Annotated in this window: 19 protein-coding genes; all 19 read right to left on the bottom strand. The window is 39.7% G+C overall.

The features are described from left to right. Positions 1-34: 34 nt before the first annotated feature. A complete protein-coding gene (locus tag B7703_RS04010; protein WP_084923726.1) occupies positions 35-904 on the bottom strand; it encodes a helix-turn-helix domain-containing protein in 870 nt (289 codons plus the stop codon). A gap of 3 nt (positions 905-907) precedes the next feature. Further along, a complete protein-coding gene (locus tag B7703_RS04005; protein ID WP_000567927.1) occupies positions 908-1,294 on the bottom strand; it encodes a Mini-ribonuclease 3 in 387 nt (128 codons plus the stop codon). Continuing rightward, a complete protein-coding gene (gene cysS, locus B7703_RS04000; RefSeq protein ID WP_084923725.1) occupies positions 1,287-2,630 on the bottom strand; it encodes a cysteine--tRNA ligase in 1,344 nt (447 codons plus the stop codon). The genes B7703_RS04005 and cysS overlap by 8 nt, the downstream gene beginning before the upstream one ends. Positions 2,631-2,712: 82 nt before the next feature. Then, complete coding sequence (locus tag B7703_RS03990) at positions 2,713-3,597, bottom strand: GNAT family N-acetyltransferase (protein WP_084923721.1); 885 nt, start codon at positions 3,595-3,597, stop codon at positions 2,713-2,715. A gap of 11 nt (positions 3,598-3,608) precedes the next feature. Beyond that, the gene (gene cysE, locus B7703_RS03985; protein ID WP_004263392.1) at positions 3,609-4,226 is read right to left on the bottom strand and encodes a serine O-acetyltransferase; all 618 of its coding nucleotides are present in this window, start codon (positions 4,224-4,226) and stop codon (positions 3,609-3,611) included. A 15-nt stretch (positions 4,227-4,241) separates the two neighbouring features. After that, positions 4,242-6,455, bottom strand: coding sequence for a polyribonucleotide nucleotidyltransferase (gene pnp / locus B7703_RS03980; protein WP_084923720.1), 2,214 nt, complete (start codon positions 6,453-6,455; stop codon positions 4,242-4,244). A gap of 367 nt (positions 6,456-6,822) precedes the next feature. Then, entirely contained in the window at positions 6,823-7,689 is an 867-nt protein-coding gene (metF, locus tag B7703_RS03975) for a methylenetetrahydrofolate reductase [NAD(P)H] (RefSeq protein WP_084923718.1), read from the bottom strand. Between the two features lie 102 nt (positions 7,690-7,791). Continuing rightward, a complete protein-coding gene (gene metE, locus B7703_RS03970) occupies positions 7,792-10,041 on the bottom strand; it encodes a 5-methyltetrahydropteroyltriglutamate--homocysteine S-methyltransferase (protein ID WP_084923717.1) in 2,250 nt (749 codons plus the stop codon). A gap of 524 nt (positions 10,042-10,565) precedes the next feature. Continuing rightward, complete coding sequence (locus B7703_RS03965) at positions 10,566-10,859, bottom strand: helix-turn-helix domain-containing protein (RefSeq protein ID WP_033686503.1); 294 nt, start codon at positions 10,857-10,859, stop codon at positions 10,566-10,568. Positions 10,860-11,045: 186 nt separating this feature from the next. After that, the gene (locus B7703_RS03960; protein ID WP_060627704.1) at positions 11,046-11,411 is read right to left on the bottom strand and encodes a TIGR02328 family protein; all 366 of its coding nucleotides are present in this window, start codon (positions 11,409-11,411) and stop codon (positions 11,046-11,048) included. Then, positions 11,395-11,799 carry a YbgA family protein gene (locus B7703_RS03955; protein WP_060627702.1) on the bottom strand — a complete coding sequence of 135 codons (405 nt, stop codon included), beginning with the start codon at positions 11,797-11,799 and terminating at the stop codon, positions 11,395-11,397. The genes B7703_RS03960 and B7703_RS03955 overlap by 17 nt, the downstream gene beginning before the upstream one ends. 81 nt (positions 11,800-11,880) lie before the next feature. After that, positions 11,881-13,482: a type I restriction-modification system subunit M gene (locus tag B7703_RS03950; protein ID WP_060627700.1), complete on the bottom strand. Its 1,602-nt coding sequence runs from the start codon at positions 13,480-13,482 to the stop codon at positions 11,881-11,883. Positions 13,483-13,511: 29 nt separating this feature from the next. Further along, the gene (locus tag B7703_RS03945) at positions 13,512-14,333 is read right to left on the bottom strand and encodes a hypothetical protein (RefSeq protein WP_060627698.1); all 822 of its coding nucleotides are present in this window, start codon (positions 14,331-14,333) and stop codon (positions 13,512-13,514) included. A gap of 1 nt (position 14,334) precedes the next feature. Continuing rightward, positions 14,335-14,874 carry a hypothetical protein gene (locus tag B7703_RS03940; protein ID WP_060627696.1) on the bottom strand — a complete coding sequence of 180 codons (540 nt, stop codon included), beginning with the start codon at positions 14,872-14,874 and terminating at the stop codon, positions 14,335-14,337. Between the two features lie 9 nt (positions 14,875-14,883). Beyond that, on the bottom strand, positions 14,884-16,101 hold the full coding sequence (locus B7703_RS03935) for a restriction endonuclease subunit S (RefSeq protein WP_060627694.1): 1,218 nt from the start codon (positions 16,099-16,101) through the stop codon (positions 14,884-14,886). Positions 16,102-16,112: 11 nt separating this feature from the next. Continuing rightward, positions 16,113-18,692, bottom strand: a complete 2,580-nt coding sequence (locus B7703_RS03930; RefSeq protein WP_060627693.1) for an AbiH family protein — start codon at positions 18,690-18,692, stop codon at positions 16,113-16,115. A 137-nt stretch (positions 18,693-18,829) separates the two neighbouring features. After that, positions 18,830-19,591 carry a DUF6261 family protein gene (locus B7703_RS09935; RefSeq protein ID WP_060627692.1) on the bottom strand — a complete coding sequence of 254 codons (762 nt, stop codon included), beginning with the start codon at positions 19,589-19,591 and terminating at the stop codon, positions 18,830-18,832. 25 nt (positions 19,592-19,616) lie between these two features. Then, positions 19,617-19,832 carry a hypothetical protein gene (locus tag B7703_RS03920; RefSeq protein ID WP_060627690.1) on the bottom strand — a complete coding sequence of 72 codons (216 nt, stop codon included), beginning with the start codon at positions 19,830-19,832 and terminating at the stop codon, positions 19,617-19,619. 406 nt (positions 19,833-20,238) lie between these two features. After that, the gene (locus B7703_RS03915; RefSeq protein WP_084923715.1) at positions 20,239-23,229 is read right to left on the bottom strand and encodes a type I restriction endonuclease subunit R; all 2,991 of its coding nucleotides are present in this window, start codon (positions 23,227-23,229) and stop codon (positions 20,239-20,241) included. Positions 23,230-23,268 lie beyond the last annotated feature (39 nt).

Genomic DNA, 23,268 nt, shown 5'->3' with positions numbered 1-23,268 from the left:
AAATAAAAAAGTTCTGTGCAACTTGCACAAAACTTTAGAGAATATCTGGTAAAATCAACTGATAGCACAAGGTCAGGTCAGTCAATTCCTTCAATTGAAGCCCTGTCAACTCTTCCCATTTATCAATCTTGTATTGGAGAGAATTGCGGTGCAGATAGAGTTGCTGGGCTGTTTTTGTTAGGACAGCACTATTTTCCCAAAGGGAGAGAATGATTTCCTGAATCTGGTCTTGGTCCAAAATCATCTGGTGCAGGCATTCTTTAATGACCCTCAGGTCCACAATCCTTTCCCCCATACTCCAAAGATAGAGTTGTGAAAAGGTGTGAACACCTTGATGACCCTGACGCCACCAAGTCTTGAACAAATCCCGCTCCGCTTTGATTAAGTCTGATAGGGCTTGATTTCCTGTCTGAGACCAAACCTGTCCTAACATGATAGAGAGACGCAGTCCAAAGTCATACTCTACCGCTTCAATCGTATCACTTAAAATAGCTCGTACAGAAGTGTATTTATCTTGTTGAAGTACGAAAACATAATCCTGAGCTCCGACCTGAATCACCGTCTGACAGTTGGGAAAAAGAGTCCGCATCATATCTAGCCAAGAAGCTAGATTTTCCTGCTGAAAATAGGAAAGATGACAATAAACCAACTGAATCTTTTTAAAAGTTTTCGGCGCCTGTCCCTTCCCCTCAATCAGATAGGGATACCAAGGATTGAGCGAAATAGTTTGCTCCTGTTTGGTTAAGAGAGCCACCAGTTGTTTTTCACGTTCGCTAAGACTAGCTTCCTCCAGCAAAATCCACTGTTGAGAAGCTAAAGGAAGAGTGAGATAACCCTCTTTCTCTACTGGTTGGTCTGAAATCTGAGCTTCAGGAAACCATTCTTGTAATTCTTTTGCCATCATGTCCTAGCCCTCCACTTTTTGGATGCACCACGAAATCAAGCTCTCAAGACGTTCCAGATTTTCAGTCATATGGAGATAACCCATGACTGCTTCAAAACCTGTGGACATACGGTAGGTCACCACATCGGCATTTTTAGCCTTTGTGTGACTATTGGTATTGCGACCACGTTTGTAGATTTCTTCTTCTTTTTCCGTCAGGACTTGCTCCTCTAACATAAGGGAAATCAGGCGAGCCTGAGCTTTGGCTGAGACATACTTGGTCGCTTCTTGATGGAGTTTATTGGGTTTGGTCATACCTTTTAAAATGAGGTGACGACGAATATACATAGAATACACCGCGTCCCCCTCAAAAGCTAACGCAATCCCATTAATGAGATTGACATCAATCACGTGTCCACCTCACTCCATCTTTGGTGTCAAGGAGCTTAATCCCTTGAGCAGCTAATTGGTCACGGATCTGGTCCGCTGTCGCAAAGTCACGATTAGCACGCGCTTCTTGGCGCTTTTGGATCAAGTCTTCAATCTCTGCATCCAAAACTTCCTCAATAAAGACAATTCCAAAGACCTCTAACATAGCCGCAAGAGCTTCCTTAACACTTTCATCATAGTTGCCAGAATTAATCCACTTGGCCATTTCAAAAACAACTGTGATACCGTTGGCAGCGTTAAAATCTTCATCCATAGCTGCTACAAACTTATCTTTAAAGGCTTGTAACTCTTGAGCATCTACAGTTCCAGTAAATGGTTGCTCATAAGTGTTCTTCATATACTTGAGATTGGTCTCCGCATCCCGCACTGCCTTTTCCGTAAAGTTGATAGGCTTGCGGTAGTGTTGAGTCGCAAAGAAGAAACGAAGCACTTGCCCATCGAGGTTTTTAAGGGCATCGTGCACTGTGATAAAGTTACCCAAGGACTTGGACATCTTGACATTATCGATATTGACAAAGCCATTGTGCATCCAGTAGTTGGCAAAGGTCTTGCCTGTTTTGGCTTCTGACTGGGCAATTTCATTGGTATGGTGAGGAAACTCTAGGTCAGCTCCACCACCGTGAATATCAATGGTGTCGCCCAAAATCTCTGTCGACATGACTGAACACTCGATGTGCCAGCCCGGGCGACCAGGTCCCCAAGGACTGTCCCAAGAAATCTCGCCTGATTTGGCAGATTTCCAGAGGGCAAAGTCTACAGGATTTTCCTTACGAGCCGTTTCTTCATCGGTTCGACCTGAAGCACCTAGCTCCAAATCTTCCAAGGTTTTATTTGCTAATTTAGCATAGTTGTGGGATTTTTCCACACGGAAATAGACATCTCCTTGACTCTCGTAGGCAAAGCCTTTTTCAATCAAATCTTCCACAAAGCGGATGATGTCAGCCATAAACTCCACCACACGCGGATGGCGGGTCGCAGGTTTGACACCCAAGGCCGTCACATCCTCACGAAAGGCAGCGATGTACTTGTCCGCAACCTCCTGAGGTGTGATACCCTCTTCCTTGGCACGGTTGATAATCTTATCATCCACATCCGTAAAATTGGAAATATAGGCAACCTCATACCCACAGTACTCAAAATAACGACGAATGGTATCAAAAGTCACCGTCGAACGAGCATTCCCCACGTGAATATAGTTGTACACCGTTGGCCCACAGACATACATCTTAACCTTACCGTCCTCAATCGGTATAAATTCTCGCAAATCACGAGACATGGTGTCATAGATTTTAATCATAAAATAATAGTCAGGAAATCCAAAATTCAAGAACAGTTAGTTTCATCACTAAGAGTTCAACTCAATTTCAGTCCGAATCTCTCTACACTTCGGAATCCCTTGCTCCTTTCTCATTCAGATAAACCACCTGGGTCTGTTTGACAAAGCCGATTTTTTCATACAAATGTTTGGCACCCACGTTACTATCCTCTACTGCAATCTGAAATTCCTTGTCATTTTGCTCAATTAGTTGGTTGACAAGGGATTTTGCTAAGTAGCTTCCATAGCCTTTCCCACGTTCAGGTTCAGATATTGCTAACCCGTAGAAGTAATTCGTATTAGTCGATAAATCTACCGTACAAGTTCCAATAACCTGACAGTCTTTTAACAAAATATATAAGCGACTTTCTGGATCCTTCAGAGCTTCAGCGACATATCTATCCACAACTTCTCTAGATTCATGTTCCTCTGAAAATGCCTGAAATTTCAACTGACTAATTTGCTCCTGATACGAACTATCTGCTAACAAAACTTCAAGATTGGAAACAGTTGCTAACGGATAAGGTTTTCTATCCTTACCTAACCAAGTTTCTGTCTCTTCATCCTCGACCAATCCCCAGTTGCTAATAAAATCAGGATGGCGGTCTAGAAAAACACGCTCTGTCTGAAAAGTAACTGAACGAATAGGGAAAGAAGCCGTTTCTTTCTCAAAACTAGCAAACAATGCACGCGCAATCCCCTGACGGCGATGAGCTGGATGAACCAGTATCGTCACTTCCACATCTTGATCATCTGCATAGACAGTTAATAAACCAACAAGTTCGCCTTTTTCATAATAAAGGAAAAAGGCGGGCATGTTTGGGTCAAAATTAAGCATGTTAGAGAGATAGGGATCACGATAGGTACCGTCATAGTTTTGGCAACAGTTAATTAGTTTTTTCGCCTCAGATAGCTCCTCTTGGCTTAACTTGTTTCTTGCTTGAATCATATAGGTACCCTCTACAACCCCGACGATCTGTGACTGGCTTCTTTAGCCTGCTCGAGTTTATTGACGTAGTACTCTCGTTTTTCTTCGACTTCGTGGATCGTCGGTTCATCCTTCTGTCCATGAACTCGGACAATCTTGGCCGGAATACCGACAACCGTCACATCACTAGGTACATCTGCTACGACAACTGCTGCAGCACCGACCTTAGCATTTTCGCCAATTTCCACTGGTCCGATAACTTGGGCATGAGCCGAAATGAGAGCTCCCTTTCGAACGGTCGGATGGCGTTTGCCACAGTCTTTTCCTGTTCCCCCAAGAGTCACTCCGTGATAAAGAAGAACACCTCTTTCAACGATCGCTGTTTCCCCAATCACCAAGCCAGAACCATGGTCGATAAAGACACCTGAATCAATCTGGGCACCTGGATGAATCTCAATCTGAGTCCAAAAGCGCCAAAACTGACTGTGCATACGAGCCAAGAGTTTGAAGCCATGCTTCCAGAGAAAATGCGAGAGACGGTGGGCCGCCAAGGCCTTGACACCTGGATAAGTCAGCAAAACCTCCAAAGTGGTGCGGGCCGCTGGATCATTTTCTTTTACGATATCAATGGTTTCGCGCCACCATCCCATACATTTCTCCTTTTCTTATTCTGAATCTTTTGGTGTTTCTGTAAATTCTTTCTTAGGTTTGTGATCCTTGTGATGACGTGGGCGGTGAGGTCTCTCAGACTTTTCGCCTTTTTCATCACGTTCAGGTTTTGGAGGACGAGGAAGAAGAGCTTTCATAGAAGCATCCACACGTCCTTTTTCATCAATCTTGATAACCTTAACATCAACTTCATCCCCGATTGCTACCAAGTCTTCGACATTATTGGTACGCGTCCAAGCCATCTCAGAGATATGAACAAGGGCATCTGTCTTATCAAAGAGGTTAACAAAGGCACCAAATTTCTCAATACGAACGACTTTAGCACGGTAAACTTCGTCCACCTTAGCTTCACGAACCAAACCAGCAATAATTTCTTTAGCACGGTTAATAGCATCTTGGTCGCTAGAGTAGATAGACACATTTCCTTCTTCATCGATATCAATCTTAACACCTGTTTCAGCGATAATCTTGTCGATGGTTTCTCCACCCTTACCGATGACAATCTTAATCTTGTCCACATCAATCTTGATGGTATCAATTTTCGGAGCAGTTGGAGCCAATTCTGGACGAACTTCTGGAATGGTTGCTTCAATCACATCAAGAATTTCAAAACGGGCTTTCTTGGCTTGGGCAAGAGCCTCAGTCAAGATTTCTGCAGTAATCCCTTGGATCTTGATATCCATTTGAAGGGCTGTAATTCCGTCACGAGTACCTGCAACCTTGAAGTCCATGTCTCCAAAGTGGTCTTCCAAACCTTGGATATCTGTCAAGACTGTGTAGTTATTTCCATCTGAGATGAGACCCATGGCAATCCCTGCTACTGGCGCCTTGATTGGCACACCACCAGCCATAAGGGCAAGCGTTCCCGCACAGATAGAAGCTTGAGATGAAGAACCATTTGATTCCAAGACCTCAGCTACCAAGCGGATAGCATATGGGAATTCTTCCAAACTTGGCAAGACTTGAGCAAGTGCACGCTCACCAAGAGCACCGTGACCGATTTCACGACGACCTGGCGCACCGTAACGACCAGTTTCCCCAACAGAGTATTGTGGGAAGTTATAGTGGTGCATAAAGCGTTTCTTGTACTCTGGATCCAAACCATCAATGATTTGAGTTTCACCCATCGGAGCCAAGGTCAAGACTGAAAGAGCCTGAGTTTGTCCACGAGTGAAGAGACCTGAACCGTGCACACGAGGAAGGAAGTCAACAACCGCATCCAAAGGACGGATTTCATCAACCTTACGACCGTCAGGACGTACCTTGTCTTCTGTGATCAAACGACGCACTTCTGCGTGTTCCATTTGTTCCAAGATTTCAGCCACATCACGCATGATACGATCAAATTCTTCGTGGTCTGCATATTTTTCTTCATACACAGCAGTAACTTGGTCCTTAACTGCTTGAGTTGCAGCTTCACGAGCCAATTTTTCTTCTACTTGGACTGCCTTTTGGAGGTCACTGTTGTAGGCTGCGATAATTTCAGCCTGCAATTCAGCGTCCACATGAAGCAATTCTACTTCTGCTTTTTCCTTACCAACTGCTGCAACGATTTCTTCTTGGAAGGCAATCAATTCTTTAACTGCTTCGTGCCCTTTAAGGAGAGCTTCCAACATGATTTCTTCTGACAATTCTTTAGCACCAGACTCTACCATGTTGATGGCATGTTTGGTACCAGCTACTGTCAATTCAAGGAGAGATTGCTCTGCTTGTTCTTGCGTAGGGTTGATGATGATTTGACCATCCACATAGCCAACCTGTACCCCAGCGATTGGTCCGTCAAATGGAATATCTGAGATAGAAAGCGCTAAAGAAGAACCAAACATAGCTGCCATAGGTGCAGAGGCATTTTCATCATAAGAAAGTACTGTGTTAATCACTTGCACTTCATTACGGAAACCTTCCGCAAACATAGGACGGATTGGACGGTCAATCAAACGCGCTGTCAAAGTCGCATCTGTTGAAGGACGTCCTTCACGTTTCATAAAGCCACCAGGAAACTTCCCAGCCGCATACATTTTTTCTTCGTAGTTGACTTGAAGAGGGAAGAAATCCCCAGTTGCCATTTTCTTAGACATAACGGCTGCAGTCAAGACAGTTGACTCACCGTAACGTACGACAACTGCGCCATTCGCTTGCTTAGCAACCTGACCAGTCTCTACAATTAACTCACGACCCGCAAAAGTCGTTTGAAACACTTGTTTTGTCATTTTAATCCCCTTTGGATTGATGAAATTATACGCCTTGCCTACAAAAATCAGGATACAAAGGGCGTGAAGAATCCCGTATGAAAATAGGAGATTGACGCAGTGTGCGATGCACACTAGGAAATCTATCTTTTTCACTAGGGATTTAGCCCGTGTTCAACTATTTAGATACTTTGAAAAGTTTAAAAATATTATTCTTTAGTATTTTTCCTTTTTATAGCAGATTTGAATAGTTAAAAATCTGTTTATACCCTCATCTTTGTATCAAGTACGTACAGAGTCTATTTTATCATATTTTTCTTAAAAAGTGCGGTCTTTACCATTAAAAAGGAACCATTCCCCTCACCTGAGAAGAATGGTTTGCTTTTTATTATCCTAGAGACTGATGATTAAACAAGGCATGGGTTGCTTGGTGGATGTATTTTGCTGTTTCTGCATTGTTCATGGTGTAGAGATGCACTCCAGCAACATCTTGAGTTACCAAGTCCACGATTTGGTCCACTGCATAGGCAAGTCCTGCTGCTCTGAGCGACTCAGGGTCATGCTCATACTTGTCTAAGATAGCTTTAAATTTACGTGGAATATGGATATTCTCACAAGTCTTCAAGAGGCGAAGAGCTTGATTTCGATTCAGAATTGGCATAATCCCTGCATGAATAGGAACATCAATCCCAGCCAAGATGCACTTGTCTTGGAAATCATAGAAGCGCTCATTGTCAAAGAAAAGCTGAGTTACAAGGCTAGAACAGCCTGCATCCACTTTCTTCTTAAGATTTTGAATATCTGAAATCTGATTTGGTGAATCTGGATGGCCTTCTGGATAACAAGCTCCGACAATATCAAAGTGAGGGGCTTGTTCCTTGATGAACTCGATCAAGTCAGTTGCGTAGCGGAAATCCTTTTGTGGTTCCACATCAGGAATAATATCCCCACGAAGAGCTAAGATTTTCTGCACTCCAACCTTGTCCAAGTCAGCAATCGTTTCAGCCACCTTGTCCTTAGTCAAATAGATAGCTGGCAAGTGAGCAATAGTCGGAATCGCCAAGTCATTTTGGATAAAGTCAGCCAAACGAACCGTCGTTTCCTTGATATTAAATTTATTATTGCTGGCAGTTACACTGATAAAGTGGGGAGCCAACTCCTGCATATCTTGAAGAGCAGAAATAATGTTATCATTACCCACGGCTGGGTTGGGAGGGAACACTTCAAATGAGAGTGACGGTGTTTGGCGTGACATAGTCCTTATCCTTTTCTAGTTGATTTTTTTCGTTAGCTGGATTCCTAAAATCCAAGTGAAACAGGCAGATTGACCAAACAGCGCTTCTTGAGAAATCCTATCTTACAATTTCTCACGCGCAGCTTTAGCTGCTTCAACAAGGCGGATCAAGCTTTCTTTTGTTTCTGGAATACCACGTGTTTTCAAACCACAGTCAGGGTTGATCCAAACTTTCTTGCTTGGCACTTTAGCAAGGATGGCTTCGATTGTGTGGTCGATTTCGCCTTCATTTGGTACACGAGGTGAGTGGATATCGTAAACCCCAGGTCCCACTTCTGTTTGGAAGTTTTTCGCTTTGAGTTCGTCCAAGATTTCAAGGTTTGAACGGCTAGCCTCAAAGGAAATAACGTCTGCATCCATGTTATCGATAGCTGGGATGATATCTGTAAATTCTGAGTAACACATGTGAGTGTGGATTTGAGTATCTGGCGCTACTGTTGAGTGTACCAAGCGGAAGGCAGGAATTGCCCAGTCAAGATAGTCTTCGTACCAGTCGCTACGACGGAGTGGCAATTTTTCACGAAGAGCAGCCTCATCGATTTGGATGATCTTCACACCAGCAGCTTCAAGGTCAAGTACTTCATCCTTGATAGCAAGGGCGATTTGAAGAGTAGAATCCTTGATAGAGATGTCTTCTCGTGGGAATGACCAGTTGAGGATGGTAACTGGTCCAGTCAACATACCTTTAACAGGTTTGTCAGTACGGCTTTGTGCATAGCTAGACCATTTAACAGTGATAGGGTTAAGACGAGTTACATCACCCCAGATGATTGGTGGTTTAACCCCACGCATACCGTATGATTGTACCCAACCATTTTTAGAGAAGAGGTAACCTGATAAGTTTTGACCGAAGTACTCAACCATGTCATTACGCTCAAATTCACCGTGAACAAGGACATCAAAGTCGATATCTTCTTGCCATTTGATCCATTCGTCAATTGTTTCAGCAAGGAAAGCGTCGTACTCTTCTTGAGACAATTCACCTTTACGGTAAGCCAAACGTTTGGCACGAACTTCTTTTGTTTGAGGGAATGAACCGATAGTTGTTGTTGGAAGAGCTGGAAGTTTGAAAGCTTCTTCTTGGATAGCTTCACGTTCTGCAAAGGCTGGCAAACGAGTGTAGTCTGCGTCTGTCAAGCCAGCGATACGCGCACGAAGTTCAGTATTTTCACCAACACGCTCAGTCGCAAAGAGTTCTTTGTTAGCTGCAAGTGCTTCTTCACCTTGACCATTGCGGATAGCATCCAAATCACGAATCTCATCCAATTTTTCAACTGCAAAGGCAAAGTGGTTCAAGATTGCTGGTTCAAATTCTTCATTAGCAGTTGTAAATGGCACATGAAGAAGTGAGCATGAGCTTGTCAAGACAATGTTTTCAGCTGGAATTTGCTCAAGAACAGCCAAGCTCTTTTCGTAGTTGTTACGCCAGATGTTTTTACCATTGACAATACCTGCATAAAGAGTCTTATCAGCTGGGAAACCACCTTTAACCAATTCAAGAGTTTTCTTACCTTCAACGAAATCAAGACCGATAGCATCTACTGGCAATTTCACAAGGTCAGCGTAAACGTCACGAACGTCACCGAAGTAAGTTTGAAGCAAGACTTCAAGACCTTTTTTGTCAGCCAAAAGTTTATTGTAAAGGTTCAAGAAGAGAGCTTTTTCTTCAGCTGTCAAGTCTTTTACAAGAGCAGCTTCATCCAATTGGATACGAGTCGCACCAAGTTCAGCCAATTTAGCAAAAACTTCTTGGTAAGCAGCCACTAAGCTGTCTACGAAGTCTTCTGCTTTCACGCCTTCTTCAAAGTCTGACAATTGAAGGAAAGTGAATGGACCTACAAGAACTGGACGAGTGTTCAATCCAAGTTCTTTTGCTTCTTGGAACTCATCAAAGATTTTGTGACCTGCAAGTTTGACTTGAGTGTCTTTTTCAAATTTAGGCACAATGTAGTGGTAGTTGGTGTTGAACCATTTCTTCATTGGAAGGGCGCGAACGTCCCCTTTTTCTCCTTGGTAACCACGACCCAAAGCGAAGTAGCGCTCAAGGTCAGACAAGTCCAAGTTTTGAACTGAAGCAGGTACCACGTTGAAAAGGAAAGCTGCATCTAGGAAGTTGTCATAGTGAGAAAAGTCATTTGATGGAATTTCAGTGATACCTTTTTCTTTGACGATGTTCCAGTGTTTAGCACGTAAGTCTTTTGCGGCTGCAAGGAGTTCTTCTTCTGAGATTTCTTTTCTAAAGTATTTTTCAGTTGTAAATTTTAATTCGCGGAATTCGCCCAAACGAGGGAAACCGATGATTGTAGTTGACATGATGTGTCCTCCAAAATTTGTTGTTGAAACTATCTTAACAGAAAAGAAATCATCTGTATAATTGTAAAAAATTAGGCTTTGATATAGTTTGAAACTATATCTCCATTTTAGACAAAAGAAAAAGACTTGAAACAAATGCCTCAAATCCTTTGTGTAGCTTGTTTCAAAGCCGTATTCCAGTTAGAATACTCAAACGCGTTATTAGTAATTCTTATAAGCGACTATGGCTTGTTATTAGAAAAGACTATAGGTTGATTTTTCTTTTGTAATTCTGATATTTCCCTGAAAAGTGCGGACGGGAGCAACTTACTTCGTAATTTCATCCCTAATTTTTGAGCCAGAATGTCTCAAAAATTCCGTTCTAGATAATAATAAATTATTATCTAGAATACCACTATAGCGGGAAATATCTGCTAAAAGCTCACTTCGTTCGCACTTGATATAAATAAAGCATAATTTTTCTATATTATACACTTGAGGCACTATAACTGTTAAATTTGTTAAAGTTTTCCAACCCCTTCCTATCAACTTTTCCCCTGTTCAAGTGGGACGACTGCTAGTGTCTTTCCTAAACTGGCTAGGACTTTTAAGACTGTGTCCAACTGAGGGCTAGTCTTACCTGTTTCCATCCTAGCTATAACCGGCTGGCTTACTCCACTGAGTTCTTCTAGCTTTTTCTGACTGATTCCTTGCTCATGTCTAGCCTCAATCAACTCACTCATGATAGCTACTCGCATATCACTTTCAAGTATTTCCTCCTTGGTAAAGAGTTCTGACCGGACATCCTTCCAGTTACTCCCAATAGCACTATTCTTCATCACTTAACCCTCTTTCTTTTAAGTCCTTTAGTTCACGCTTGGTTTTTTTAAAATTATAACTCAAAAGTTATTAAAAGTAAATCTGAACACTCATAAAAAGACGACCTTAGAAAAACTCTAAAGGTCTCATCTTTATTATTCGAAAAAATTACGAGAAGAGGTATAAAGTGCTGGTAATCCTTACGTTTACTCCAGCTCAATTCCCTTCTCTCGAAGATTAGCCAGACACTCCTCATAGTAGGCATCGTCATGTTCGCTGTATATAGGACTAGTCAATTTTTCCTCTGCTAAATCTTCATAAGGAGGGCAGGTCTTACCGCGGTAGTTCTTGTCCAGCCACTCTGGACTAACCTTGTAGCCACGACGAGCCATCTCCTTCATGATCAAATCATGGTAGGCAAATAGCTGGTAAGGCGAGTGAGTAAAGACATAGTCCACCGTCGCATGCTTTCTACCCCAGCCATTGCCACGTAGAGCGCAACACTCTCGATGCTGCCCCAAGAGTTGAGGACGGGGAAGTTGTGAAATCAAAGCCTCATGCCAAAGTCTCATGGGAGTCTCCTTTCAGTAAAGTCGAATGTTGCAAGTATGTATTTGGGTAACGTTCAAGTAAATCTCTCGTCTTAGCAATTAAGTCTTCTTTGGTGGCATGACCAGAGTGATAACGCTCCAGTAAAAACATATAATCCTTGCGTTCATTCTCCGTTGCTTTCTTCTTGAAATATCCCCAAATATGCTGAAAGGCATTGCAAACCTGACCCCTGTGTTCTGGGATTTGACAGGCATGGTCAATCATCTCTTGAACCTGACTCACTTCCACCACTTCTTGCTTGAGATATTGACGAATCTCATTGTAAATATTGCTAGAATGACTCAAAACGAGGTATTTGTTTCTAGCCCAGAGTTGCTGGCACTGGGATTTTTGGTTAGTTTGTTCCATCTTTCTCCTTACTTTCTACTAGTTCCCCGGAAATATGGAAACAAAGTTATATCTTAAAAATGAGCGAATCAATTACTCTCATCACCCTTCAAACTCTTTCAAAAACTTTTTGAGTTCAGCATCGGCTTCTGGTGTGGTTCCGTGTAGTTGACCGAGCATTTCGAGTAGGGAAGCGGTTTGGTTTTGGATTGATTCATTTGTCTCGTTAATCTTGCTAACGATGTCTGTCAGGGGTTCGACTTCTTCTTCCTCAAAGGTATCTACATAGCGAGGGATATTGAGGTTATAGTCATTTTCGACGATTTCTTCATAGCTTGCTAGATGGGCAAACTTGTCAATCTCCTCACGTGACTTGTAGGCTTCCAGAATCTTCTCGATATGAGCATCCGTCATGATATTCTGGTTTTTCCCCTTATCAAACTCCTTAGAGGCATCGATAAAGTAGACATCACGATTGGTACGGTTCTTTTTGAGAATGATAACCGTGGTCGGAATGCTGGTATTAAAGAAGATATTGGCAGGAAGACCGATAACTGTGTCAATAGCCCCTTCTTCCAGCAAAGCCTTGCGAATGGTTCCCTCCGCATTTCCACGGAAAAGAACACCGTGGGGAAGAACGATAGCCATAACACCATTATCCTGCTTGAGATGGTAGTAACCATGCAAAAGAAAGGCAAAATCAGCCTTGGATTGGGGCGCTAGTTTCCCAAAAGGAGAGAAACGAGAATCACCCAAAAATTCAGATCTAGCAGACCACTTGGCAGAGTATGGAGGGTTCATGAGAACCCCGTCAAAGTTTGTCGGTTCTTGAGTAGGCCAATCTTCATCCAAGGTGTCGGCATTGTGGAGAAATTGATTTTCAACAGGAACACCGTGTAAGATCATGTTCATCCGGGCCAAGTTATAGGTCGAGGTATTGAGTTCCTGACCAAAGTAGACCACTGTCTGCGGTTTATGAGAGTATTTCTTGGCATTGAGCAAGAGAGAGCCGGACCCCATGGTCGGATCATAGATGGTAAAACCTAACTGGTCCTCACGACCCAAAAAGGCAATCTGAGTCATGAGCTTAGCAACTGGCTGAGGTGTATAAAACTCACCAGCTTTCTTACCCGAGTCGGTCGCAAACTGACCAATCAGATACTCATAAGCATCCCCCAGCATATCACCCGCATGACTAGCCACATCTAGCTCAGCCAACTCTTTCATAATCGCCGCCACCGTTTGGTTTTGCTTTTGCGGAGTCGCCCCTAGCTTTTTGGAATAGAGGTCAATATCTTCAAAGAGGTTTTCATAGAGTTCATCACTCTGCTCGATATCTCGAAAACCCTGAGCCAAAAATTCTAACTGAAAAGAATTTTCATTGACACGTGCTAGCAGAGCCGTAAATGTCAGGTTAGGCTTGATGATATAGTTAAGCTCATCTTTTATAACAGATACCAGATCTTCATGAGTCTCCGCATCCTCGTAGTAATTGCGATAGACCTCAAGGGCATCCTCAAGACTATCTATCCCCTCTTCCATGGTCTCAGCCACGAAAAAGAGCAACTTGTCTGACAGATACTTATAAAAGACCATGCCCAAAAGATAGGACTTATATTCATTAGCATCCATCTTAGAGCGGAGAACATCCGCTGAATCCCACAGGGCTTGGGAGAGTGACTTGGAAGTTTGTGTTGTTTCCATAATGTTTCTTTCTAAATCATTTTCTTACTTTAATTTAATTTTTTTGCATGGTTAGCTTCCATTTTATGGTGAGTTATTGGATTTGTATATAACCGTCCAAGTGCTAACTTTAATAAACATGTTAATTTTCTATTACTATCAATTATAAAATTTTGATTATCGTCTAACTCAAACTCTTGATTAGGATACTGACTGTACGTTCTCAACAAAGTACTTTTAACGGCTATATCATTCAAATCTATTCCATAATCTTTTAAAACAGCTAACATCTTTAAATTATTGGTTTTTATCTTAAATTCTTTAACAAAACGTACTAGATTAAATTCTTTAAACTCATCAACTTCTGCCTGACTTGCTATACGATAGTAATCATCAAGCCCCTTAAATAAGCTACTAATCGTTCTAAAATTTTTGAAATACAATTTATCATTTCCATCAAAATAGGCATCGTTCTCAGATTTTAGTTCTATACCATTTTCAATAATTGTTCTTTCAGCTCTTCTATGTCTCAATTTCAATATTGACTTATCAACCAGTCTCTTTGATTGTGTAATTTTTTGAAAAACTAACCCATCATTTTTAACTTTACGAAAAATCAAGTCAATTTTTGAGAACTCTGCTTCATTCACATCATTTAAACCCACAGTATTTAAAAATTTATCTTCATATTCTTTGACCATAGACATATGCGAATCATCAATTTCTACATAGAACCATTCATCATGTTCTAATTTTATTTCTGGATCAAATTCTCTACTATTTTCAGGATCAATCTCCGGAGCAACTAATTCTGAAATATCCTCCGAGTTCTCCAATTTTCTATATATTTGACCTACTTTTACTAAAAACATACTATTCCTTCTCCAAAAAAGTAAAATTATTTATTCTAACAAGTCCTTTTATAGTCCCAGTTTCTTTAACATCTTTTTTCTTGCTATAAATAATAAAGACATTGCCGTTTTTATCAGTGACTCTGTAATAACGATATGAGAATAACCATATCAAATTAAAATAATACGATCTCTCCATAAGAATCCACCATATTAGAAAAATGAAAGCTATTACTATAATCTGATATAAGAATGTTAATTCACCTAAACCCAACATAATTACAAAAAGGCCTAAGTAAGTTGGAATGATTTCATTTTCTACTGGTTGTATACTTTCAACTTGAGCAGTATCATTTGCTTCTTTAAATCTTATCAAATACTGTAAAACTCCAAAAGAAAAAGAAAACATTAGAAAAATTAACACTACGATTTTTAGTATACTACATACATAGGAATCATGTGAGGGAAAAATGTCTATAGTAAACAGATACAAGACTAAACCTGGCGAAAAAGAACAAATTGATAAGCAAAACGACAAACATAATCTTTTAAAGTCTTTCATAATAAAATTCTATATAAACATATCCTGCAAGAGTTTCTTTTTCAGAGTCTCAAGCTGAGAAATTTTTTCTTGGTGAGAATTAATGAGGTTATCGAGTGTGAAGAAATAGGCACCGATGGCTTGTTGTTCGGTTACACTCGGAGGTAAAAAGATATTCGTTTCTAATATATTCTTATTGTATAGTCGTTTTATTGTTGTTCCCTCAATTCCAGACCATTTTATTATTCCATAATATTGTTTCAAATATAAATTATCTAATTGCTGATCATGCTTTAACCATACTATATTTGAATCTTGATAATAAGCATCTTCACCGTTGTATACAACAGTTCTTCCAATACTACCAGATGCAGATATAAGGATATCGCCTATTTCAGGATAAGGATATTTTTCTTTATACTCTTCGAATTTTTCTTTGGATATAAAAGCATCAGCAGTCCCTCCAAATGTTCCAACCTTATAGAAAGGAATATCGCCATTTTCACTAGTTTCATCTTTAAAAATACGTTTATTCATAGCAACCGAACCCAAACTACCTAATGTCTTTTCTTTCCAATCGCCTTCAAATCCATCGAATCGAATCTCAGGAACAGTCTGACCAACTTTCGGAAACATCTTGGAGAGCATAGTCGCCTTGAGACATTGGTAGTTGGTCAGATTCTCTTTGTGGCTTGCTATAAGTTCGTCGAGAGTGCGTAAAAGAGAGCCGATGGCGGTTTGTTCTTGGAGTGAAGGAAAGCTCATTTTCATACTTTTCAATACTGTGCTAGATAAATTTCCAATCGCACCATTTCCACCTTGTACAAATTGTAACACTCGTTTATACTCATTTGAACTCATCCAGGCATTTACAAAGTAATTCTGCTCAGTTTTAAAAAGTAGCATGAACCCGCCATGAACAACTATCTCGTTATCTACTAAATTTTCTACTATTGCATGTTTTCCTACTAGTTTTGTGGAGCCATTAGCTGCAGTTACTAAAATATCACCATTACTTATTCTAGGAATGTTTACTACAGCCTTATCAACAAAAACATCATCATCGGATAATATAAAAGTATCATCTACAATATTTGAACTCCTCAAAACTCTAACACCACTACTCCTCACATCACTAGGTTTATATGTTAGCCCCCTTCGGATTTCTACTTGGTCCATTAGCAAAGATTGCTGCCAAGGATTTTCAAAATTATTAAATCTTAACTTAGGTTTGAGTTCTTCTTCCATCTATTCTCCATTCATAAACTATATTCTTCATGTAGTCTAGTCGCAAATTCCTTAATTGCATTATTAAGGCCTTGTCTATATTGTAACTTATTTTTATTCGACTTATGAAAATATTCCTCATAATTTGCTGTTTCTCTTAAGGCTGTTTCTCCGAGCTGTTTCTCTTCTTTTCTTCTAATATCAAAATTTAAAACATAAAAAGTCAAAGCTTGTTTATCAATTGCCCACTCTTTAGCAAAATCACTAATTTCATTTTCAATCTTTTGCGCAACTCTCTCCTTTTGTTTTTCTCCATCATCAGAATGTAGTAAAGTGTTTTCGGACAAGTGATCTAAAAGTACTTTATAATTCTTATTCTCTGTATCATCATCCATAACTTTACCTTCTATTGATTGAGGAGAAGAAACATAACAATCTGTTATATCAACAATTTTCTTCCGATCAATTATAATCTCTGAATCTAATTCACCAGACGATACCTTATCTGTAGATAATTCCTCGTTAGATTGCGTCTCAGAAACTTCCTGCTGTACTTTTTGAAAACTTTGTTCGTTAACCCATAATTTTATGAGTTCAATTTGCTCACCATTATATGTAATTTGTTGCGTACTCGGAATAATATCAAATATTAATTCTCGACTATTATCCAGAACTGATAATTCTATTTCTTCTAGATTTGGTAAAAATCTCGTATTCTTATTTTTATTGTTCTTTTCAAACTTAAATAAAGAAGATAATCTATAAAAACTTGTTTCTTCTTTTAAATCTATTTTTTTATCAGACAAAGATATTTCTAGTAATTTTAGAGTTCTAATATTAGGAGTAAGAGTGATTCCTGGTATGACTGGATTTATATCTACTTCCTGCGCATCAAGAATAAAGGTTGAGACATTCGAAAAGTGTATCTCGTAGCCAAACTCAACATTATTCGGATAATCCATCTCAAAATAACGGCTATCCTGAGAAAAAATCATCAAAGAATGATCTGTTTTAAGATATGAATTTTCTCGAACAATTATTTTTTTTAGAGAATTGCTAGCTCTATTATTAGAAGCAATTATATTGACTATTTGTCCCTCGCTGATATTATTTTTACTAATTTCTAAGTATTCAATATTCTGAAGATAACTAACATCAATAACAATGTTTTCCTCGTTACCATAATAAAAAGTGCAATTGCTGATTTTTAATTTTTCACATTTTTCAGCATTTAAAAAGATACCTAATAACTTCTCAACACTTAACGAGGAATTTGTTATTTCAATAGATTTGCTATTATTTATACATTTAGTAAATTCATCCATATTAAACAACTCATCCAAAACTAAACTATCATTAATATTCCCTTCAACCCCATCAATTATTATACGGAGATTTTCAATATATGTCTCATTTATATCTAAAAAGCTTAAAATTTTTTTTAATGATTCACACTCCAAAATATTCGAAATTTTTAAATAATGAAACTGATTGAATATAAAAAGTTTATTCGTTAAAATGAAATTATCAAAAGGCTTGACAACAGGTAAGGATACATCAAATATTCTTTTCAATAGTTCAACATCAGTATCGTTCAGCTGAATTGAGCTAGAATTATTACCTCCAAATTCTAGATTCGTCTTTTTTACATCAACAAGAATATCATAAAATGGTACTAAAACTATTTTTTCTAAAATATCTGAATTCAATACCTTACTAATCTTCTGTAATTTGATTAAATAGTCATTTCCATAATAAAACAAATAAATTCTTTTTGATTTTTCAAATATTTTATATAAAAATGGTAAATCACTTCCATATATAGAATGTCCAATAATGTATGTATCAACTGAATTTTCCTGATACTCTTTAATTTTCTCTAATAATTGTCTGCGTTTTTCAAATAAATAAGTATCTTTTTTAATTCGGATAAGTTTATCATTATCCATAGATCCCGGAATATTAAAAACGTTAAACTCTTCATTACCAGTGAATCCTCCTCCAAAAATAATATTCTTTTCAGCTAAGGAGCCATGTACTTGAAAATATCTTGAATTTTGATTATTTTCTATTTGAACTAGTTCTATATCAGATAAGGTACTTGTATAATTAAAGTTAATTACATCCGCATCTTTGAATATGTTTTTATAAACTTCATTGACTATCAAACCTTTATTATTATTTTTTCGAATTCTATATGAATTATTCCACTTCTCATAAGAATCAGATAAATAGGAAGAAAACAATTCTTCCAACTCTTTAAGGTATGTATTTATTTCGGTAACACTGTATAGACTTCTAATTCCATCATCATTATTGTAAGTAATTTCATTAATCTCCTTGATATGATTTTCAAAAATAGACTCTAAATCATTCCAGTTCAATGATTTACCATCAAATTTTTGCAAAAACAATTTATTAAAATTATAAATATCTTCATTGGTTTCAAGTCTTTCCTCTACCCTTATATGTTCTACAAAATTATTATATGAGCTTTTTATACCCGCACTAATATCAAAACCATTGCCTACTATTATCATTTTTGAATAACTAGACTCAGCATTAATTGCGTTATTAGTAACTATTCCACTTCGACTAATCCCCTCAGACATCTATATAAACACCTCTCTAATTTTATTGTAAATATTTTTAAAAAAACTTGTCTATACCATTATATCAATTCTTACTGAGTATATAAAGCTTTTATATACAAAATACCCCTTAGAAATTAATTCCTAAGGGGTTGTATTTATCCTGCTACTTGTGTAGTTTCTTCTGATTTCGCTTTCTTATCCTTCTTACTCGAACCACTCAATCGACGTTTACTATCTCGGATTGTATTGAGGTCTTTCAGGAGTTTGGTCAGGTGCTCTTTTTCTGGATAGGCTTCTGCACTGGCTGCGGTGTAACGCATAAAGAGGTCGTAGATGCTGGTTAGTTCGGTACGGACTTGTCTGGTCTTGCCGACTTCCTTGGCAGATTTATGCGCACGCGCCTGACTTTCGACCTTATCATAGTCTTCCTGTGCACTAATCACCGCCGTCAACATAGGTGTCAGTCCTAAACTGGTAACTGCTGTCTGGTAGGGCTCTTCGCTCAGCGTTTTGAGCAGACTCTTGATTTCTGCCGTTTCCACATCATTGCTATGCTTGGTGATATCCTTGTACTTGGCAAAGACTGGCTTCAAGGTCTCATGAGCTTCTTTGAGTTTGGTCTCCTTGATCTTAGCAAAGCCCCTATGAAGGGTAAAGAGACCGACTAGGGCACTATCACGATTTCGATCGACTTCAGTCAGGTTCGTCGCCTCTTTCTTTTCTACGATAGCGAGTTGGCCTTGGAAGTCTGCTAGCTTGCTCTTGAAGGAATCGAGATGTTTGCTATACATAGGCTCGTCCTTATGTGCCTTGGCAAAAACTTCTAGTAGTTGACCCGTATCTACCATGAGACTTTCAAACTCGCAGTTGGTAAAGTTGGTGTAGCTTAGAGGGCGGATAGTGAATGTTTTTGTCATGATGATAACCTTTCTATTTAACGAATCATTTAGTTTTTTCTTTATCAAATAAAGACTGGATTAGTTCTGGAAGATAGACCTGTTTTTGATCTGTTTTTACAATGCTTCCTTGTCTAGGAGGTTGAATCAAAGGTCTGTCCTTAAATACAAGGACTTGAAACAAAACACAGACCAAAAATATGAGCCCCCATAGAGGAAGTTCCGATAGGAAACTCTCCTCATTTTCTTTATCTTTCTTCATCAGATTTCTCCTTTAAGTTGATAAGACAATTCTAACAAATAGCAAAGAACTTAGGACACTCATCCGCTCAACTGTCTACTTTATCATCCCAACAGCACTTTTTTAGTCTATTTCTTACTTTTACAGGATAAATCAGTCATTTCAGAAATAGAAAATCTCTATCTGACTGGAAACATACCCGTCTGTCAGATAGAGACTCTTACTATTTTTAGATTTTAACTTTTCTAACTTTAGAATACATCTAAACTTTAGGAAAAATGGCTATTCGAAAGCTAGAAGACCTCAAAACTTTCTCAGATAGACTTTTCGAAGCTTAGAATACTTATAAATTTATGTATTTCTTATTATTCTCAGCTTAGAATACATCTAAACTTTAGGAAATTTATGTCTTCGTAACTTCGAAGGACTATCTCCCCACTCTGAGTGGCTCAATGACTTCTTCGACAAGTTGCTTACAAGCTTCCTTGATTTGTTTTTTATAGAGGAGAGGATTAAGGGCATCCGCCACCTCTAGCTTATAGTCCTGATAGCGCTGGCTCTTAGTCAGCTGGCTTTCTCCTAGTTGTTTTTTAGCTCCCTTACGGTAATGTTCGACATAGTAACGGAGTTCATCCTCACCGACATACCAGCGCTTGCTAAAGACTTGGATATGTTGCTGGATGACAGCCTCTATCATCTGATCCAAAATATTTGCAATAGACTGACCACGATAGCTTTCTGGATGTTCTTGTACCTCTCTCCACAGTTCAGTGATGATCTGGGCAAGATTTGGATTGGTCTTCTCAAGACTCTGAATATAGTTATCCACGGCTTCCCTATCTTGAGCGCTTAGGTTCTTTTCTTGACTTTGACCTTGTTCAATCAGGCTTTGGATCAAGGTCAAGATATAGGCATAGTTAATTTCGTCCACTTGGATAGACTCCAGTTCATAATGGATATCAAGGGGTTCTCCATCGTCATCATCCTCTACTCGGCTTTTTAATTCTGCAAGGACATTTCGATAAAGGCCCAGATACCTTTCCAACTTTTCTCCATCAAGTCCTGTCTGACTGTAAACTTCTTCCTCATCATACTCTTTGTACACTCGGATAGAGGCTAGGTATTTATCAAAGGCTTGATAGGTTTTAGCCAGTTTCCTCAACTCAGGCGTAGAGACTTGCTCGAAATCTAGACCATTCACATAGTCATCAGTAGCAAGATTTTTGAAATCACTGCAACTCCGTAAAAAGTTCCTATTTTCCTCTTCCCAGCTTGGTGCTAGAACCTCGTTTTCACCACCATTTGAGTAGAGCTTGAGGGCATTATCTACTGCTTCCTTAAAGGCTAGAGGCTTTTGGAAGGTGATGATATGACCGTAGGTCTTACTGCTATCAAAAATACGGTTGGTTCGGCTAAAAGCCTGAATCAAGTCCTGCGGTTGCATAGGCTTGCGGTCAATAAAAAGAGTTGACAGACAAGGGGCATCAAATCCTGTTAAGAGACGATTGACCACGATAACCAAGTCCAACTGTTCATTGCGATAGAGGTATTTGTCCTGCTTTCGAGCTAGGCGGTTATTGACATCCGTATTAAAGCCACGAAGATCCGCCATGGTAAAATGGGTATCAAACTCTTGGTTGTAGTCCTCTAAGACTTTCTTCATGTGGTCTTGATTGGCTCTTGACTCTTCTTCATTCTCCGTAACAGAGTAGGTGATGGTCGCCTTTGGAAAGTCAGGAAGGACCTGCTTAACCCTTTCCGATACCTTGACTCTCGTCTCCCCAGCCTTGACCCGTTTGAGGAGGTCGTAGTAGGCTTGGGCTTGAGGGATTGACTTGACAGTCAGGATAGCATTATAGGTCTTACCCACTCCTTTTTGGAACCCTAATTGTTGGCGCGATTTATTTATAATGGCATCCAAGACTTCCAGCATATGCTCCTCATCCTCGTAGACAGTATCTGGTATGTCATTTTCAGATTTATCCGTGATGAGGGTATTGCGATAATCTACCTTAAAACCTAAAACTGCTCCATCATGGATAGCTTCCTTGACTGTATACTCATGGAGACGGTCACCGTACTGTTGCTGGGTGGTTTGAGCTAGGTCACCGACCTGCTGGCGTTTATTTTCCTTAAAGATAGGTGTGCCTGTAAAACCATACCAAAGCGACTGTGGGAAAAAGGCCTTAATGTCTTTTTGTGTTTGAGGTGTTACGGCACGGTGGCATTCATCCACGACAAAGGCCACTCGGAGACCCTTGATTTTGTCTGCATCTCTTTGGTAGTGACCCTGTTCAAACTTGCGCATCATAGTAGTGATTTTCTGGATGGTCGTTACCACCACACGCTTATCATTACTTCCTAGTCGCTTGACCAAATCATGGGTATTATCCGTCTCATCGATATCAATGACATCATTGGTCGCATAGGAGAGAAAGGACGATGTAGTCTGTTGGTCCAAGTCCCTGCGGTCAACGACAAAAATCGTCTTTTGGATGGATGGAATCTGAAGGAGATTCCGCGCTACCTTATAGGAGGTCAAGGTCTTCCCTGAACCTGTCGTATGCCAGACATATCCTGATGCTTGCTGGCGAGAAGCTTCTTGCACTGCTTCGATGGCGTGGATCTGGTAAGGACGCAGAAGGATAAGAGCCTTCTTACTATCATCAAGAACAGAATACTGCATGACCATCTGATGAGCACGAGGTATGGAAAGGACTTCGTGGGCAAAGCTGGTCAAGCTCGTTATGGGTTGGTTGTCTTTATCCACCCACTTGGTTAGAAATTGCTTGTTGAGTTTATTTTCCCTAGCTGCAGCGATATAGCGTGTGTCTACTTTATTGGTCACAACAAACATCTGTAAGCTAGAGTAGATGCCACGGAACTTTCCTTCTCTATCATACTTCTTGATTTGATGAAAGGCATCTAGAAAAGCAACTCGGGGACTTTTAAGCTCGATCTGAATCATGGGAAGGCCATTGATCAAGAGGGTCACATCTAGCCTGCGGTCTTGATCCTGAGGATTTATCTTATCTCTCTCAACTTGGTTGACAACCTCATAACTAGACTTACCAGCTGCGATATTGTCTCGCCAAATGACAGATAAACGGATAGTCCCCAAACTAGCATCTTCTCTCTGAACCTCAACCTTGGCAATGCCATTTTCGCCGACCAACCACTTGGCCGCATCATAGTAGCTAACAAAGTTCAGTTGATTCTTTATCTGGCATTTTTCCTGTTCTGTCAGGGGATGATCTGCCAATAGAGGCACATTGTTCTGGGCTAGCTTTTCAAAGAAGTTTTCCCATAATTGCTCTTCAGTTTTAAGGTCATCTCTGTAAGTCCATTGACTTTCCCCAGTTACCAGTTGGTTGATCAGTTGTTTTTCTATCTCCAGTTCTGGTTTTACCTGTATCATACTCTCTCCTTTGCTACTTGTCCACTCCCTATATTATAG

The sequence above is a fragment of the Streptococcus mitis genome, from assembly GCF_002096735.1.
Taxonomy (GTDB): domain Bacteria; phylum Bacillota; class Bacilli; order Lactobacillales; family Streptococcaceae; genus Streptococcus; species Streptococcus mitis_CZ.
The sequence above is the reverse complement of the archived record's forward strand: the minus strand, read 5'-3'. Positions and strand labels throughout refer to the sequence as shown.